This is a genomic window from Pseudomonas sp. P110(2024), assembly GCF_057480795.1.
In genome coordinates this window covers 137,287-152,044 of sequence record NZ_JBLIYT010000011.1, presented here as the reverse complement: position 1 = coordinate 152,044, position 14,758 = coordinate 137,287, and the positions used below count along the sequence as shown (strand labels likewise).

Below are 14,758 nucleotides of genomic sequence, written 5' to 3'. Positions count from 1 at the left end.
CCCAAGCACCCTATCCTTGCCACTGAGCACCTTGGCCAGCGGAATGCGTAGCACCCCCACTGGCACCTGCAACTAAAGATCGATAACAGAATTTGTCTGTCGGGGAATTACTATCCGCCGAAAGCGTCTTTAATGAGAAGGAAGAGGGACAGGCTCCCACCGCAGACCATCAGGCTCGGCGGTTTTCTACATCACCAAGGAGAAATACATGCTGATACTCACACGCAAGGTTGGCGAAAGCATCGTCATCGACGATGACATCAAAGTCACCATTCTGGGCGTCAAGGGGATGCAGGTGAGGATCGGTATCGATGCACCGAAGGATGTCCAGGTGCACCGTGAAGAGATCTACAAGCGGATCCAGGCCGGCAGCCCGGCGCCGGAAAAAAGCAACGACGAGTAACCCCAAGCCAACCGCATCATGCCGCACGGATGCGCCTGATCGATTGCCCGCCCATGCGGGGAGCCTCTTGCGAACCTCAGGCGCCAAGCAGTTCGCGTACCGTGGCGATCATTCGGTCCATGTCGAAGGGTTTGTCGAACACCGCCGCGAACCTTCCGGGGCAGGCCCGGCCCTGGCTGGCCTGGGCACCACTCATGAGGATCACCGGCAGGTCCGTCAGCAGCAGTTCGTCACGAATCGCATTCAACAGTTCCTCGCCATTGAGCACCGGCATCATGTAGTCGGTGATCACCAGGTCCACGCGCTTTTCTCTCAAGGCCTCCAGCGCCTTGCGCCCATTGCTGGCCTTTTCCACCAGGTAGCCCTCATCCTCCAGAGCGAATCCCAGGATATCGGCGATCAGGTACTCGTCGTCGACGATCAGGATGCTGCTCATCCCATCAGCGGTCTCCTGGCGATATCGCCGAGCCACTGAGCACGCCGCTGGCGCCATCGAATGCCCGCGCCAGGTTGATGCCTGTCGGCCCCAGATTCAATGCCTGCAAGGCCGGATCGTGGTCGCTGTCACGCACCTTGATGATCGACAGGGCGCGATGCAGTTGTGCGTCGAGCTCGGCGAAGCGCATGAGGATCAGGTTGTCGACGATGCTCGACAGGTCCGGAGCCGGCGCAGTGATCTCCGCACCGAAGATGTCGCGCATCTCCCAGGTCAGCAGCACCGTGACGCCACGGGCACGCAGCTCGCCGGTCAGCGCGCGGAAGAACGCATTCAGGCGGGCGGGCTCTAGCGCCAAACGGCCGAAGGCGCCCAGGCTGTCGATCACCACGCGTCGCGCGCCCAATGCCTCGACCTGCGCCAGCAGGCGCGCGCCGAGTTGATCCAGCAGGCCTTCGGTGGTCGGCTGCCAACTCAGTTGCACCGCCCCCTCGCGCTCCAGCGCAGGCAAGTCGTAGCCCAGAGCGGACGCTTTCAGGCGCAGTCGCGCCGGCGTCTCGTAAAATCCAAAATGCAGACCCGGTGCGGCCCTCGTCGAGGCGGAGAGAAACGCGATGCCCAAAGCCGTCTTGCCCACGCCGGATGGCCCCATCAGCAAGCTCACCGAGGCTTCGGCCAGCCCGCCACCGAGCATGCCGTCCAGGTCGGCGACCCCGGTGGCGACCCGCGCCAGGGTTTGCGCACCCTGCTGGCTGGGGCGGCTGTAGAGCGCTTCAAGGCGCGGATAGACCTGCAACCCCGACTCATCGATCTGGCATTCGTGGCGACCAGACAGCGCGCCGCTGCCGCGGGTCTTGCGCAACTGGACATGCCGCACCGCGGTACTGCCGACCAGGTGTTCGCCCAGCTCTATCACGCCGTCGACCATGGTGTGCTCGGGACTGCCCTCCTCAAGCCGGGCACTGGTCAGCAGCAGCACCGTGCAACCGGCGAACGCCGCATGCCCCTGCAGCTCGGAGACGAACTTCTTGGTATCCAGGCTGGTTTCCGCCCGTGAGCGGGCGTTGAGCAGGCCATCGACGACCAGCAAGGTGGCCTGCTGCCGCGCAATCTCTTGACGCAACAGCCTGACTACCGCATCCAGGCCATCCTGCTCGAGGGTATCGAAGGCGCTGACGAACTGGATGCTGTCGCCGACCAGCGCCGGGTCGAAGAAGCTCAGCGTCGACAGGTATTGGAACAAGCGCTCATGAGACTCGCTGAGCAGGGTCGCCACCAGCACCCGGCCACCGTCGCGCACATGGTTGCAGGCCAGCTGGTTGGCGAGGATGGTCTTGCCCGAGCCCGGGTGGCCCTGGACGATGTAGGACGCACCGACCACCAGCCCGCCCTTGAGCAGCGCATCAAGCCCTTCGATGCCGGTGGCCAGTCGCTTGAGTTGCTCTACCATGATGGTCTATCCGTCGCTCGATGGGGTATCGTCGCCCATTCGGGCGGGTAGGTACAAGCTCATGCAGGTGCCTTCACCGGGGCGGCTGGACACGCTGATCGCGCCATCACTCTGACGAGCGAAACCATAGGCCTGGCTCAGGCCGAGACCGGTGCCCTTGCCGAAGGCCTTGGTAGTGAAGAACGGCTCGAAGATGCGCGGCAACACCTGGGGGTCGATACCCTGCCCGTCATCACGCACATCGAAGCGCACGAAGCGCCCATGCAGCCCCTCCACCTCGCCGGCCAGGCGGACGCTTTCGGCCGTCAGGTGGATCTGCCCCGTCGTCGCGATCGCATCGCGGGCATTGAACACCAGGTTGAGCAGGACCATCTGCAGCTGCCCGGCGTCCACCTCGATCAGCGGCAGGTCCGGCTGCACCTGCAGCAGCAGTTCGATGTCCCTGGGCAACGCGTGCTCCGCCAGCCCGCGAGTGGTGTCGATCACCTGGGCCGGCGCGATGCTGGTGACATTCAGTTGCCGATGCCGGGCAAAACTGAGCAGTTGCTGGGTAAGTTGGGTACCGCGCTGCCCGGCGTCGAGAATATGCTCGAGCAGGCGCCGCACGCGTGCCGGATCCTGGTTGCCAGAGGCCAGCCGGGCAGAACTGATGATGATCGTCAGCAGGTTGTTGAAATCGTGGGCCAGGCCTCCGGTCAGTTGTCCCAAGGCTTCGAGCTTCTGCGCCTGGAACAACTGCGCGCGCATGGCGTCCAGTTGCAGCGCGGACTCGCGGCGATCGGTGATGTCGCGGGTGACCTTGGCCAGGCCGATGACCTCGCCATGCTCATCACGGATCACATCCAGCGCCGCCAGCGCCCAGAACTGCGTGCCATCCTTGCGCACGCGCCAGCCCTCGTCCTGCGCCTTGCCTTCTTCCAGGGCCTGGCGTAGCAGTTGTTGTGGGCGCCCTTCAGAACGGTCCTGATCGGTAAAGAACAACGAGAAATGCTGGCCGATCACCTCAGCGGCACGATAACCCTTGATTCGCTGCGCACCCGCGTTCCACGACACCACATGGCCGGTCGTGTCGAGCATGTAGATGGCATAGTCCACCACGGCCTGGACCAATTGCTCGTAGCGCGCCTCGGGCATTACCGAATGAGTGGGGCGGTCTGTCGACACCATGCAAGCTCCACAAGCACCGCGAAAGGACATATTGAGCGTAGCCAAAGTCCCGCCGACACCGTCCTTCAGGCGACGATCGTCAGTGCTCACGCTCCACCACCGTCGGCACCAGACGGCGCGGCATCGCCACCTTCAACAGCCACAGTCCCAGTAACAGGATCGACACGCCGCCGCCCAATGCCAGGAAGCGTTGAGGTTCGGGGTGGTCCAGGTCGAGCCCTAGCATCAGCAGGTAGCCGCCCAGGCTCATGAAGCCGGCGTACAGGAATGCCGCCAGCAGGCAGACAAGCAGGAACAGCAGCCGCCAGAACAGCTTCGGCTGTACACGCCGTGCTGTCTCTGGATAGGAGGAACGCGATGACATGGCGACACGACCCGTTGGATCCAATGCCTGAACAGTGGCGTAATGGCGGCATGCTGTCAATTGGCCTATAGTGGGCCCCGCCCCGATCCCACGAGGACCCGACATGACTTCGAACTTTCGCATGCAAGGGCTGCAGGATGATCTGGTGCGCAACGCCAGCGAACTCGACGAACTGTGCCAGGCCCTGGATGGCCATGCCCGCTTCCTGCGTCACTCGGTTCACGAGGCCGATGCACAGGCCATGGACGGGCATGTCGATGCCCTGCGCCACTCGGCCTGCGACATGCGCGACATCGCCCGCAGCATCGAACCCTGAACCCCAGGGCCAGTTGACGCTTCTATAACAATGGGTTATAAAGCGCGCCTGATTGCCAGGCCCCGCCGCTATGCAGCGCGCCGGCCTATCGTGCGAGTGTGGTGGAATTGGTATACACAGCAGACTTAAAATCTGTCGGCGTGAGCCTTGCGGGTTCGAGTCCCGCCACTCGCACCATCTTCTGTCGATCAAGGCGCCCTTGCGGCGCCTTTTTCATGCCCGCCGGAAAACCGCCACACAACTGCTAGAGTGGAACTTGTCCCTGTCCACTGGAGCGCCGCCATGCGCTATAGCCTGCTCGACGGTCAACGCGACGTCATCCTGCTGCTCGCTCGCATCCTGCTGATGATCCTGTTCGTGCTCTCCGGCTGGAGCAAACTGAGCGGTTTCGAAGGCACGGTCGGCTACATGACCTCCCTGGGCGCGCCCGCGCCCATGCTGGCGGCGGCCGTCGCCGTGATCATGGAGCTGCTGGTCGGCATACTGCTGATCCTGGGCTTCTACACCCGCCCGCTGGCGTTGCTGTTCGCCCTGTTCGTGCTGGGTACCGCGCTGCTCGGGCACCCGTTCTGGAACATGGTCGAGCCCGAGCGCAGCGCCAACATGACCCAGTTCCTGAAGAACCTCGCCATCGTCGGCGGATTGCTGCTGCTGGCCCTCACCGGCGCCGGGCGCTTCTCCCTCGACCGTCGCTGAGCGTGACGGCGGCGACATCAATCGTCGCAGTCGTCGTGCCAGGCCGGGTGGTCGTCCTCATCGTCGAAGTCGTCGAGTGACTCTTCATCCTCTTCGACTTCATCCAGCGCCCCGTAAGCGTCGGCCTCAGGGTCGTAGTCTTCGTGGAATTCGGGATCGAGCAGGTGATCGTGCTCGGGTTCGGGCAGATCGTCTTCGTCGTGCATTGCAGGCTCCGGTAACAACGGCACGCCTGTATAGGCGCATCGGCGCGGGCGGTCAATGCTCGCGGCACTTAACCTCGGCTTAACCGACAAGGTGCAAGGTACAGGCTCTCCCTTCAAAAACGCACTTCGCCCGCCGCCCTGGCGGGCTTTTTTTGCCCGGACCTCCCTGGCTCACTGAACCCGACGCCTTTCAACTGCTCGCATAGGTGCAGGATCTTTTTATCCAGGAGGTTTCCGTATGGCCGTGAACATCGACACGCTGATCATCACCACACCGCTCGCCAAATCCGCTAGCGACCCTCTGGCCCTAGAGGTCACCGGGGCACAGGCCCTGGCCACCCTGCCACAGGTGGTCAGACGCCTGGACAATGGCGCGGTACGCATGACCGCGCCGACCAAGGGCGCGTCGAGCAAGAGCACACATCGCACTCGCTGCGAGTGGAAGGAAGCCACCTATTGGGCCATGAACAGTGCCAACCGACATTTCAGCCACCAGCGCATGGTGCTCGAGCAGGTCAACTCGGCGCAGAAGGTGGTGATTGCACAGATGCATGTGAAAGACGACGACAGCCCGGCGATCAAGGTGTTCTGGAACAAGGGCAGGATCACCCTCGGCTTTCGCCGGGACTTCGATCAGGTGACGCCGATCAACAGCGAAGTCCTGGCCAATGTGCCCCTGCACACCCCCTTCGACATTACCCTGGAGGTTTCTGCAGCAGGGGCCGCGTTGGTTTCAGCCACCTGCAACGGCCGCACAGGCAGTACGGGGCTGCTGCAAATGGCCAAGACCTGGAACAGCCGCACCTTCAACTTCCACGGCGGAGTCTACAACCAGGTGGACTTCAGCGACCGCACAGCACCAGAGGATGCCTCGGTCTGTGTCATCAGCCAGCTCGAACTGCACCATCGATGATGAATAGACAACCAAGACGCGACTGCAGGGTCGCCCATTCATCTGAATGTAATATTTCGAGGCAAAGTGCCATCATGTCAGGTAGGATTCCACCGCCTCGCCCTGGATTGCGAGGTAATTCACTGAAATTCCAAGGAATCCGCAATGCCATTCGCTCGTCACCTGATCGCCGCCGCCCTTGTCGTCCTGACCACGGGGTGCGCCAGCGGCCTGAACTCCGTGCAGGAACAGGAGCTCGGCTACTACCGTGCGCAAAACCTCGAGGTCAGAGAAAAGAGCCCGGGCGCTGCTGCGGCACTCGGCCTGCTGCCAGGCGGCGGCTCGTTCTATGGCCGGGCCTATGGTTATGGCGTTGCCAACCTGCTGCTGTGGCCGCTCTCGATTCTCTGGGACCCGGTCAGTGGCTACAGCGCCGCCGAGTCGATCAACTACCAGGCCACCCGTGCCCATGTCTCGCGCATGAAGAAAAGCCAGATGGATACGCTCGACAACAAGCTGATCGCGGAAGAGATCGATCCGAGGCAGTACGCGATGGAGAAGCGCAAGATCGAGGAAAAATTCAGTAACGGTTACTGAACCCCTTCCAGCATGACCTTCACGAAATTCTGACATCTGCGTAGGCAGACTGACCTGGCTTCGATACGTTCTGTTCAACCCGCCTCTTTAGGCGGGTTTTCTTTTTTGGGCGCTCCGATCACGAGAAAGCCACGGCAATTGACAACATTTTCACGTCTGCCGTGCCAAGGTAGTGACTCATCCGTGAAACACTTGGCCCGCCCTCCCCAGCGGGCCTTTTCTTTGCCTGCGCGCTAGTCGAAAGCACCGTTGAGTACTTCGTAGATCACCCCCGTGGCGACTGCCACCAGAATCAGGTCGACACCCGCCTGCATCCATTCGTAACCGTCATAACGCGGCAGTTGGCCCAGCAGCCGGCCATCGAGCTTCTTTGCAATGCCAGGGGGCAGAGGCTTGCCACGCGCCAGGTTCTTCTGGATACCCGGAGGAAGCGCTGGCCCAGGACTCCAGTAGTCACGGTGCCCCCCCAGGATACCGAGCACATCGCCACGGTCGATCACGGGGCCGCCATGACCACCATCGTGCTTGCCCGCCCCCGGGTTGCCATGGTTCTGCTGGGATTTCCCCTTGCCATTCCCCGGGTCGGCGAAGGATATGCAGGGCGCCAGTACCAGTGCGATGGATGTCAATGTGGCAATGACGGTGCGGTATTTGCTCATTGCTGCTTGCCTCTGCAGATTGGGGTCTGTGCAATCCTAGCCCACGACAACGACAAGAAGCTTTCTCATACCCCTACTTGAGCGATCAGGCATATCAACACCACGGCGGATGCGCACTCTCCCGTTGCGACTTGGTAAAGTGGCATACAGCCGGTATTGAAGGACCATAGGTCAAAGGAACGACATGCTGAAACTGCTCACCGACATCGCCTTTCTGTGCGCTGGACTGTTGGTACTGATCGCCCTCTTCTGGGCATGCACCTACGAGCGCAATCGCTGGCGCGCAGCCTTAGAGGCAGACTTCACGGCCAGGCTGGGCAGTTTGGATATCGACGGCTACGAACTGATGGTCGATAAAGTCACGCTACCACCCCCCCATAGAGCTGCCGATGTTTACCGGATCTTCCACGACCTGCAGGGCAACTATTTTCTTTACATCAAGAACGGCTATGCAGCAGGGGCACTCACGCCCTTGGCCAGGGAGCGTGCGCTGCAGGCCGCGAAAATGAGTGGATATCCCTGCAAAGGCCCGCAGGTCTAGAGGGCGCTGGCTTTCCTGCAAAATCCGGCAACACTTGTAGGCCACCCCGTTGATGAAACTCAATGGAATCGATGCTGTCCCATTGCCATCGGTTACTGCCGAGGCCGTCCGATAGCGCTCACAGGCGTGGCAAGGTCCACATCGCGAAGCGATCCTGAAACGGTCTCGATATCCCGGTTTACCGGCGCGCGCATCCCGCCTGTCGAGGATGCCGCCCCCACTTTTCAAGGCTGAAAGAGCGAACCATGAAACAGAATATTCTCCTCGTTGCCGTCTGCGCCGCCCTGCTCCAGGCGTGCGCTCCGGCTTCCACTTCCCATGAAGGGACGCCTTCCATGCCTGCTACTGCCGCCTCTCCCGCAACCCAGCCCAAACTCTCGGCCTACTACTGGAACTTGGTCGCTGCCAACGATGCGTCGGGCAAGGCCATCGCCGCCATGGCGCCTGGCATCGAGGGCAAGCTGCGCCTGAACTTCGCCGAGCGTAACCTGAACATCAATGGCGGCTGCAACAACCAGTTCGGCGGCTATTCCTACAAGGACGGCGTATTGAAGGTGCAATCACTGGCCTCGACCCTGAAGGCCTGCGATAAGCCCCTGATGGAGCTGGACGCCCAGGTCGGGCGCCTGTTCAAGGGCGACCTGCGCACCACCTTCTCCGACGATGCCGGGGAGCCGGTGCTGCAACTGACCACCCAGGACGGTTCGGTGCTGAAATTCCAGGGTGAAGCCACCCCGGAGACCCGCTATGGCAGCAAGGGCGAGATCAAGTTCCTGGAAGTGGCCGCCAAGACCGTCAAGTGCAGCCACCCGCTGATCCCCAACTACCAGTGCCTGCAAGTGCGCGAGCGTCGCTATGACGACGCCGGCCTGCAACTGGCGACCCAGGACAGCTGGCACCCGCTGTACCAATCCATCGAAGGCTACGAGCACCGCGACGGCGTGCGCACCGTGCTGCGCGTGAAGCAATACGAATGGAAGAACCCGCCGGCCGACGCCTCGTCGCAGGTCTATGTGCTTGACCTGGTGGTCGAGCAGGACGCTTCGGACAAGTAATTGCCTGTCGGCGCAGGCCGCTCTGCGGCGGCCTGCGCCTTAAGCCAACGGCGACCGTGAAACGGCTCAGGTGAGCGCCGCGTTGACCTGCGCACTGTCGACGTATTGCTCCATGCTGACAATTTTGCCGTTCGTCAAACGGTACAGATGGGCAAAGGTTGCGGTCATCGCTTTCCCGGTCTTGCGATAGGTACCTGAGTAAACGCCAAAGGCGGCAACTCGGTCGTCCTCGGTCACATAGGTATGCACCTTGGCCTGGTAGCCATCCCATTCGGTGGCCAGGCGATGGAACACACCCTCCATGATCGCCTGGGGGCCGACATAGGTACCGGCATAAGGAAAGCCGGCCGCCTCGGTCCAAGTCACGTCCGCAGCCAACGCCGCCAGCAGATTCTGGCCATTCTGTTCGGCTGAGCCTTCGTACGAGGCTCGGATGATGTCCAGGTTGCCCTTGCTCATGATTTTACCCCCGCGTTCAGCTCGCGAATGAAGGCCCGTGGATCTGAAAAGATAGCGCTGGCAGGCAACAACTGCAGGGCATCGTCCGCTTGTTGCAGAACGAATGTCGGTACGCCTTGGCCGCCCACACGACGCAGCAAGGCACGCCCCTGCCCCACACGATCGTCGTTGACCTGCAGCAAGGCCGAATCCGGACGCGTCAGGCGCTCGGCGGCGGTATCCAAGCCCAGGTTTGCCAGGACAGCGGTCAACGTCTCCACTCGAGTCACGTCCAGGCCATCGACATAGCGCGCCGCCTGAATCGCCTTGAGCGCTTCGAACTCGCGCTCAGGCGCTGTCAGGTTCACTGCACTGAGCGCCAGGGTAGATGGGCCGCTGTCGAACGCCTGAAGACGGTCGGCGAGTACATGATCGCGATAGCGTTCACTGAAGACTTGCCCGGTCAGGCGTTCGATACGCTGGTCGTTGCTCCAGGCATAGGCCGCAAAGTCGTCATCCATGACGCGCGCACCGCTGCCGGAAAACAGCCCCGTCGGTACCAAGCGCAACGCAAGGCCAGTGGACTCGAGGACCTGAGGCAGCGGTCCAGCTGCGCCGTAGCACCAGCCGCACAGTGGATCGAAGAGGTAAACCAGAGTCCTGCTCATAGTAGATCGCCTTAAATGGAATGCCTCAAATCCTACCGCGCAGGCATTGACATTTAAATACATACGAAATAAACACACTGTATGCTATAGACATACATTGAGGATCTATCAATGACCGGCGCTTCCAGCCTGAACAGGCTTGCGTACTTCACCGCAGTGGTCGAGACCGGCTCCTTCACCGCCGCTGCCGAACGCCTCGGCATCACCAAGGCCGTGGTCAGTCAGCAGGTAGCGCGGCTGGAAAGCGACTGCCGCACCACACTGCTGGTGCGCAGCACGCGAAAAGTCCGCACCACCGAGGCAGGCCAACAGTTCTACCACCGCTGTGCTCTGATCCTCAAAGAGGCGGAAGAGGCTTTCGAAGAATTGTCCGAGGCCGCCAGTGAGCCGACGGGCACCCTACGCCTGACCGCCCCTTTCGATTACGGCATCGGTGTCGTGGTGCCGGCCATCACCGCATTCTCGCAGCGATATCCGCAGTGCAAGGTCGAGGCCCATTTCAGCGACCAAACCCTGGATCTGGGCGCCAACGATCTGGACCTTTCCATTCGCGTTGGCTGGATTACCGAGCAACATCTGCAGGCCCGACAAATCGGCCAGTTTGCGCAACGATTGGTGGCCGCCCCTCAGTGGCAAGCGCGGGTAGACAAACTGCAGACCCCAGCGGAGCTGGCCGAGTTGCCGATCGTGGCGAACCTGGCGCTGCGAGAGCCGACCCGATGGGTATTTGCCAAGGACACCTCACAGCGCGAAACGGTTGAGATGAGAGCCAGCCTGTCGCTCAACGCCACCTTGGCAGTGCGCGAAGCCACGCTGCTCGGGGCCGGGCTATCGGTCCTTCCGGACTATGTGGCGGAACCTGACCTGCAAGCAGGCCGGCTGATCGAGGTGCTGCCGCAATGGTCGCTACCCCGAGGCGAGATCCATGCAGTCTTTCCAACGGCTCGCTTTCGACCGGTCAAGGTGCGGGCGTTTGTCGAGCTTCTGGCAAGCCGCCTGGCTCAATGAGACGGCTCAGACCATCAGGTGAGCGCACGCCCGCACAGCCGCAGACAGTGCTACGCTCCGAGGATCATGGCCATCCAAGGGAATGAAGATGAGCTTCGACTGGCACGCTGGACCGATCACCCGCAACACCCCGCTGGACAGGCACTACCGGAATACGCAGAAGGTCCGACAGTTCCTGGTTAATGAATGTGGCGAGGCCTTCAAGTTCGACCGCGCCTTCATGGCCTAGATCAAGAGCGCTGCGCCTGCCACCATGGGGGACGTCGCGGATGAGTGGCTGCGCAGACGCGGCTGATCAAGGCCGCTTGCTGTCCCACGCTGGCCGCCCTGGCTCCCACCCCGGAGTTACCTTCAGGATTGGCCCTTTTTAGCGTGGAACGGCGCGAAGGTCATACCGAAGAACCAGCCGCCAATCATTGCCAGCCAGATCGATTGGTACCCCTCTACGTTGTAAGCGCACCAATAGTTGATCGCCGTAATCACAACGAAAATCGAGAAAAACTGCTTGCGGGAGTACCTGCTGAGGTAGCAGCTGGCTGCTGCGTCCAGTTCTTTGAGCTTCTTCACTGCGTTTCATCCTTGAATGACCGGTAGGAGATTACAGCGGATTTACCGGTGGTCACACACTTTCCTTCGTGTCCCACGATTTGTCCCAGATGGCGGGGCGACGAACGATTCGCAGGCATTAAAAACCCCGCAGACCTAGATCTGCGGGGGTTTCGAAAGGTGGAGACCGAGATCAGTATCCAACCGACGTAGACGGATTTTGCTACGGGGCATTCTCTTAAAGACCCGAAGAGATCAAGTTTTCACAGCGTCTGCGAAGGTGCCTTTACAAGTTGCTCACGGCTGGAATCGCGTGGCGCACGCGTGGCATAGCCAAGTGCGGCGCCATTCTTCCAACTTGTCGTACTGCGCGACGTTGAACTTCCAGTGACGCACAAATCCGATCACACCGATGGTGGCGAGCGTGGCTCCGATAAAGAACCTGGTCCAATCGACGCCCCAGTAAGTGTTAATCAGCTTGAGACCATCGTAGAGAATGATGGTACCTACTCCGGTCATGATCACAGGACCCAACAGGCGTTTGCCCGGGGGCGGACCTACGCTGGCAGCCAAATCGGTCTGATGCCGACCAGTCGTTTCGACCGTAACAGGACCATAGCCGGAGTTGGTCTGGTGAGTTGCTTGAATGCGAGTGGTACCAGCAGCGTGAATCACGGATAGCAGCTGGACATTTTGGCCTTGGCAATGCGGACAGCAGATGGCGTTGTTGCTCACCACGTAATCATTCCTTTGAGGGGTGAAAAACGACCATTCTAAGGCAATTGCATACCCCGATAAACTGCGCGGCGCAATCAACAACTGACCAGGCCGCCAAGCGATCCATGCTCCCTCCCATTCGGCTTATCCCTACCCATCCCAACCACTCACGTGAAGAGTGCGCAGATGCCTGAGAATTAAAAGCGACGATTAATGGAGGCTCTGCAGCGGTAGTGCCGCGCATCCGAAGAACACCGAGCAGCCCGCAGACCGGTGCCATCACGTTTTACCGGGGGATGCGCTGGACGCGCGGCGAGACAAGTTCAGTTGGGTACCAGCGCTGCAAGTCCATTGGCGGGCAGGCGGGAAGAGACTCGCATCGAATTCAGTGGTTCCACGAGGGCCTATTCAGACCCTCGGAGTACTTATGGACCCTACCGACCTCGGCCCAGGCACAGCCACCTGGCTGGATGGAACGGGCACCGTTTTGCTAGGTGGCTTTATCCGCGTCCAGGCATCCCCCGAAGGGCCACCCTGGCTGTGCCGAGCCTGAATCAGAAATGAAAAAAGCCCAGCGCGACGGCTGGGCTCTATTACGCAAGGAGATAGAAGATTATGGAGTCCAGTAAGCAATCTTGCCGCCTGCACCAACAGCTACAAAATTGCCGTTGCCGTAGGCGACGCTCCGGATATCGGTTCCTGCGAAAGTGTTGACTTGCTGAACCCAGCCGATCCCATCCTCGGAAACGGCTGTCTTGCCGCCGTCGCCGACAGCTACATACTTGCCATTACCGTAAGCAATGTCGCGGATGATGGTTCCATCGAAACTGGTATCTTCAACAGCAGTCCAGCTAAGCCCATCGGATGAATATGCCATCTTGCCATCCGCACCAACGATAAACATTTTCCCGTTGCAAAGTTTCATGGAAAGGATGGTGCTAGTGCCGAAGGTACTGGTTCTGGTCGCGAATGATTGCGGATTGTTCGTCGCCATCTTCACAGCGCTAAGCAACTTCCCATTCGATCCCGCAATCAACACAATGATCACGAGCGCCTCAATGCGTTTCTTCGAGGCCTGCCCTGCGGCAACCGCAGCATTGACTACGGCTTTGCGGCACCACGCCGACGCATCCAGCGAGATGTCTAACCTAGCGCGTTTACCGTCGAGTAGGTGCGATGGCCAAGCCCTCGAAGGGCTGAAGTTTCGGAACTCCATGCCTTTTGTTTCGGAACTCTTGACATTTTCTGCGCGCAAAGAAAAACCCCGCAGACCTAGATCTGCGGGGTTTCGAATAGTGGAGGCCGAGGTCGGAATCGAACCGGCGTAGACGGATTTGCAATCCGATCTAGGAATGCCCAGCCAATGCGGCCTGCACATCAATATCAGTTCCAAAACAAAATCGAAATTGGCAAGCTGCAAGCCGCATTCTACAAGGGTCGGCATTCGAGTTTTGGAACCGATTTTCACCCCTCCTTCGGCGTTCTGCCGACCACGATCCGTCCTGGCTCGTCCCTCTCCCACTCCTCTGCAGATTCATACCTGAGCAGGCCGATTGCCCAGGCCTCTTCGTGCTCGAGTAGCGCCCAGGTCCTGGCTGCCTCGGCAAGCTCCAGCATGTCGGAAAGCACGCCGGCATCGACCTCTCGTCGGCGGCTGGCCGCATAGGCCATTTCTGCCAGCACCGCGGCTCGCCCATCTGGATCTGTGACCAGGGCCGACTGGTCGCCCAGCTCATCAAGCCACGGCTGCGGTATCCCGGCCAGGCTACTCAACACGGCACCACCACGACTGCGAGTACAGCACGCCGTCGACCTCTTCGAAGCCGGTGATGTTCATGCCCATCTGGGCCATGCCGTTGACGCAGGCATCGTGAAGGCGCGGAATGATGTCACCGCTCGGCGTCGGGTTGAACACCCAGGCCTCAATGCACGGGCGCCCGAGCACTTTGCTGTGGCCGTACTCGATGTGCACGTCTGCGCGCAGCGGCTTGACCTTGGCGAGCTTTTCGTTGGGGATGGCGACACCGCGCACACGGCGGCGAACGAGGAGGAAGTACATGTGGCACCAATACTGTATATCGATACAGCATTTGACCATTCAAACGGAAGATGAGACCACTACCGTCCGGCGCTTCAGTGGCGAACCAAAGGCTGGTGCCCAAGTGCGTAGAGCTGGTAGTCGGTCACAGCCTGGTAAGCGGACTCGGCGATTCTTCGAAGGCGTTCGACCTGCTCTGCCGGAGCCCCGGCGTCCTGAGCATTATGGTAGGTGCGTAAGGCCTCAATTGCCTCGCGTATCATCGGCTCACCCGCCTCAATCATTCCCTCTATGGTTCGCTTCACGATGCTGCCCCGGTGGCTTGACTAAAACAGTATAGGATCAAGCGCGCCGCAACGAGCACCGCTTTAAGTCACCATGTGGTGCCATGCCAAAGTGGCCAGCGCAATACCGCAGACCCAAAGCCCAACCATAGCCCACGCCTGCGCCTCACTCTTCAGATCATTCCTTCGCATAACCTCTCCTTTGCCGGCTTCATGCCGAGACATCGCAATTTCGTTGCGACCAAGCACCACAGATGAAGGTTCATTCTGTTTACCC

22 protein-coding genes, 1 tRNA gene and 2 pseudogenes are annotated in these 14,758 nt (G+C 60.5%); 11 read left to right on the top strand and 14 right to left on the bottom strand.

What is annotated here, in order from left to right:
- Positions 1 to 208 precede the first annotated feature (208 nt).
- Positions 209 to 403 carry a carbon storage regulator CsrA gene (gene csrA, locus AC25ND_RS18750; RefSeq protein ID WP_023628788.1) on the top strand — a complete coding sequence of 65 codons (195 nt, stop codon included), beginning with the start codon at positions 209 to 211 and terminating at the stop codon, positions 401 to 403.
- A 76-nt stretch (positions 404 to 479) separates the two neighbouring features.
- On the opposite strand, the gene AC25ND_RS18745 is transcribed toward csrA, so the two are convergent.
- The 4 genes from AC25ND_RS18745 to AC25ND_RS18730 all read right to left on the bottom strand — a co-directional run bounded on the left by AC25ND_RS18745 (position 480) and on the right by AC25ND_RS18730 (position 3,820).
- Positions 480 to 839: a response regulator gene (locus tag AC25ND_RS18745; protein ID WP_028692435.1), complete on the bottom strand. Its 360-nt coding sequence runs from the start codon at positions 837 to 839 to the stop codon at positions 480 to 482.
- A gap of 4 nt (positions 840 to 843) precedes the next feature.
- On the bottom strand, positions 844 to 2,289 hold the full coding sequence (locus AC25ND_RS18740; RefSeq protein ID WP_186595672.1) for an ATPase domain-containing protein: 1,446 nt from the start codon (positions 2,287 to 2,289) through the stop codon (positions 844 to 846).
- 6 nt (positions 2,290 to 2,295) lie between these two features.
- The gene (locus AC25ND_RS18735; RefSeq protein ID WP_186595670.1) at positions 2,296 to 3,456 is read right to left on the bottom strand and encodes a two-component system sensor histidine kinase NtrB; all 1,161 of its coding nucleotides are present in this window, start codon (positions 3,454 to 3,456) and stop codon (positions 2,296 to 2,298) included.
- Positions 3,457 to 3,535: 79 nt separating this feature from the next.
- Positions 3,536 to 3,820 carry a hypothetical protein gene (locus AC25ND_RS18730; RefSeq protein ID WP_028692437.1) on the bottom strand — a complete coding sequence of 95 codons (285 nt, stop codon included), beginning with the start codon at positions 3,818 to 3,820 and terminating at the stop codon, positions 3,536 to 3,538.
- 103 nt (positions 3,821 to 3,923) lie between these two features.
- Between AC25ND_RS18730 and AC25ND_RS18725 the strand changes: the two genes are divergently transcribed.
- The 3 genes from AC25ND_RS18725 to AC25ND_RS18715 all read left to right on the top strand — a co-directional run bounded on the left by AC25ND_RS18725 (position 3,924) and on the right by AC25ND_RS18715 (position 4,832).
- Positions 3,924 to 4,136 carry a hypothetical protein gene (locus AC25ND_RS18725; protein WP_036986661.1) on the top strand — a complete coding sequence of 71 codons (213 nt, stop codon included), beginning with the start codon at positions 3,924 to 3,926 and terminating at the stop codon, positions 4,134 to 4,136.
- 92 nt (positions 4,137 to 4,228) lie between these two features.
- A tRNA-Leu gene (locus tag AC25ND_RS18720) sits at positions 4,229 to 4,313 on the top strand.
- Positions 4,314 to 4,418: 105 nt separating this feature from the next.
- On the top strand, positions 4,419 to 4,832 hold the full coding sequence (locus AC25ND_RS18715) for a DoxX family protein (RefSeq protein ID WP_028692439.1): 414 nt from the start codon (positions 4,419 to 4,421) through the stop codon (positions 4,830 to 4,832).
- 17 nt (positions 4,833 to 4,849) lie between these two features.
- Here AC25ND_RS18715 and AC25ND_RS18710 read toward each other — a convergent pair whose 3' ends face one another.
- Positions 4,850 to 5,038: a hypothetical protein gene (locus tag AC25ND_RS18710; RefSeq protein ID WP_028692440.1), complete on the bottom strand. Its 189-nt coding sequence runs from the start codon at positions 5,036 to 5,038 to the stop codon at positions 4,850 to 4,852.
- A gap of 238 nt (positions 5,039 to 5,276) precedes the next feature.
- Here AC25ND_RS18710 and AC25ND_RS18705 point away from each other — a divergent pair, with 238 nt between their 5' ends.
- Complete coding sequence (locus tag AC25ND_RS18705; RefSeq protein WP_062361168.1) at positions 5,277 to 5,951, top strand: polysaccharide lyase family 7 protein; 675 nt, start codon at positions 5,277 to 5,279, stop codon at positions 5,949 to 5,951.
- A 144-nt stretch (positions 5,952 to 6,095) separates the two neighbouring features.
- Positions 6,096 to 6,527 carry a hypothetical protein gene (locus AC25ND_RS18700; protein ID WP_062361166.1) on the top strand — a complete coding sequence of 144 codons (432 nt, stop codon included), beginning with the start codon at positions 6,096 to 6,098 and terminating at the stop codon, positions 6,525 to 6,527.
- 233 nt (positions 6,528 to 6,760) lie between these two features.
- Here the strand turns inward: AC25ND_RS18700 and AC25ND_RS18695 are convergent, their stop codons facing one another.
- The gene (locus AC25ND_RS18695; protein WP_028692443.1) at positions 6,761 to 7,186 is read right to left on the bottom strand and encodes an anti-virulence regulator CigR family protein; all 426 of its coding nucleotides are present in this window, start codon (positions 7,184 to 7,186) and stop codon (positions 6,761 to 6,763) included.
- Positions 7,187 to 7,370: 184 nt separating this feature from the next.
- Here AC25ND_RS18695 and AC25ND_RS18690 point away from each other — a divergent pair, with 184 nt between their 5' ends.
- Together AC25ND_RS18690 and AC25ND_RS18685 are read left to right on the top strand one after the other, a co-directional pair.
- A complete protein-coding gene (locus AC25ND_RS18690; RefSeq protein WP_280060290.1) occupies positions 7,371 to 7,727 on the top strand; it encodes a hypothetical protein in 357 nt (118 codons plus the stop codon).
- Between the two features lie 335 nt (positions 7,728 to 8,062).
- Positions 8,063 to 8,782, top strand: a complete 720-nt coding sequence (locus tag AC25ND_RS18685) for an META and DUF4377 domain-containing protein (RefSeq protein ID WP_238348101.1) — start codon at positions 8,063 to 8,065, stop codon at positions 8,780 to 8,782.
- Positions 8,783 to 8,848: 66 nt separating this feature from the next.
- Here the strand turns inward: AC25ND_RS18685 and AC25ND_RS18680 are convergent, their stop codons facing one another.
- Positions 8,849 to 9,241 (bottom strand): nuclear transport factor 2 family protein, encoded by a 393-nt coding sequence (locus tag AC25ND_RS18680; protein ID WP_486976510.1) that lies wholly within the window; start codon positions 9,239 to 9,241, stop codon positions 8,849 to 8,851.
- Positions 9,238 to 9,888 carry a DsbA family protein gene (locus AC25ND_RS18675; protein WP_028692447.1) on the bottom strand — a complete coding sequence of 217 codons (651 nt, stop codon included), beginning with the start codon at positions 9,886 to 9,888 and terminating at the stop codon, positions 9,238 to 9,240. The genes AC25ND_RS18680 and AC25ND_RS18675 overlap by 4 nt, the downstream gene beginning before the upstream one ends.
- Positions 9,889 to 9,999: 111 nt before the next feature.
- Between AC25ND_RS18675 and AC25ND_RS18670 the strand changes: the two genes are divergently transcribed.
- Together AC25ND_RS18670 and AC25ND_RS18665 are read left to right on the top strand one after the other, a co-directional pair.
- Complete coding sequence (locus AC25ND_RS18670) at positions 10,000 to 10,896, top strand: LysR family transcriptional regulator (RefSeq protein WP_486976509.1); 897 nt, start codon at positions 10,000 to 10,002, stop codon at positions 10,894 to 10,896.
- A gap of 88 nt (positions 10,897 to 10,984) precedes the next feature.
- A pseudogene (locus AC25ND_RS18665) lies at positions 10,985 to 11,122 on the top strand (DUF6434 domain-containing protein); the annotation flags it as partial.
- A gap of 125 nt (positions 11,123 to 11,247) precedes the next feature.
- Here the strand turns inward: AC25ND_RS18665 and AC25ND_RS18660 are convergent.
- Positions 11,248 to 11,463 carry a hypothetical protein gene (locus AC25ND_RS18660; protein WP_182323369.1) on the bottom strand — a complete coding sequence of 72 codons (216 nt, stop codon included), beginning with the start codon at positions 11,461 to 11,463 and terminating at the stop codon, positions 11,248 to 11,250.
- Positions 11,464 to 11,739: 276 nt separating this feature from the next.
- Complete coding sequence (locus AC25ND_RS18655; RefSeq protein WP_155721648.1) at positions 11,740 to 12,177, bottom strand: hypothetical protein; 438 nt, start codon at positions 12,175 to 12,177, stop codon at positions 11,740 to 11,742.
- Positions 12,178 to 12,586: 409 nt separating this feature from the next.
- Between AC25ND_RS18655 and AC25ND_RS18650 the strand changes: the two are divergent.
- A pseudogene (locus AC25ND_RS18650) lies at positions 12,587 to 12,664 on the top strand (chemotaxis protein); the annotation flags it as partial.
- Between the two features lie 108 nt (positions 12,665 to 12,772).
- Here the strand turns inward: AC25ND_RS18650 and AC25ND_RS18645 are convergent.
- The 4 genes from AC25ND_RS18645 to AC25ND_RS18630 all read right to left on the bottom strand — a co-directional run bounded on the left by AC25ND_RS18645 (position 12,773) and on the right by AC25ND_RS18630 (position 14,505).
- Entirely contained in the window at positions 12,773 to 13,627 is an 855-nt protein-coding gene (locus tag AC25ND_RS18645; protein ID WP_486976508.1) for a DUF6242 domain-containing protein, read from the bottom strand.
- Positions 13,624 to 13,935 (bottom strand): hypothetical protein, encoded by a 312-nt coding sequence (locus AC25ND_RS18640; protein ID WP_486976507.1) that lies wholly within the window; start codon positions 13,933 to 13,935, stop codon positions 13,624 to 13,626. The genes AC25ND_RS18645 and AC25ND_RS18640 overlap by 4 nt, the downstream gene beginning before the upstream one ends.
- Positions 13,925 to 14,218 carry a hypothetical protein gene (locus AC25ND_RS18635; protein WP_028688982.1) on the bottom strand — a complete coding sequence of 98 codons (294 nt, stop codon included), beginning with the start codon at positions 14,216 to 14,218 and terminating at the stop codon, positions 13,925 to 13,927. Before AC25ND_RS18635 ends, AC25ND_RS18640 begins: the two co-directional genes overlap by 11 nt.
- A 74-nt stretch (positions 14,219 to 14,292) precedes the next feature.
- The gene (locus AC25ND_RS18630; RefSeq protein ID WP_486976526.1) at positions 14,293 to 14,505 is read right to left on the bottom strand and encodes a hypothetical protein; all 213 of its coding nucleotides are present in this window, start codon (positions 14,503 to 14,505) and stop codon (positions 14,293 to 14,295) included.
- Between the last annotated feature and the right edge of the window lie 253 nt (positions 14,506 to 14,758).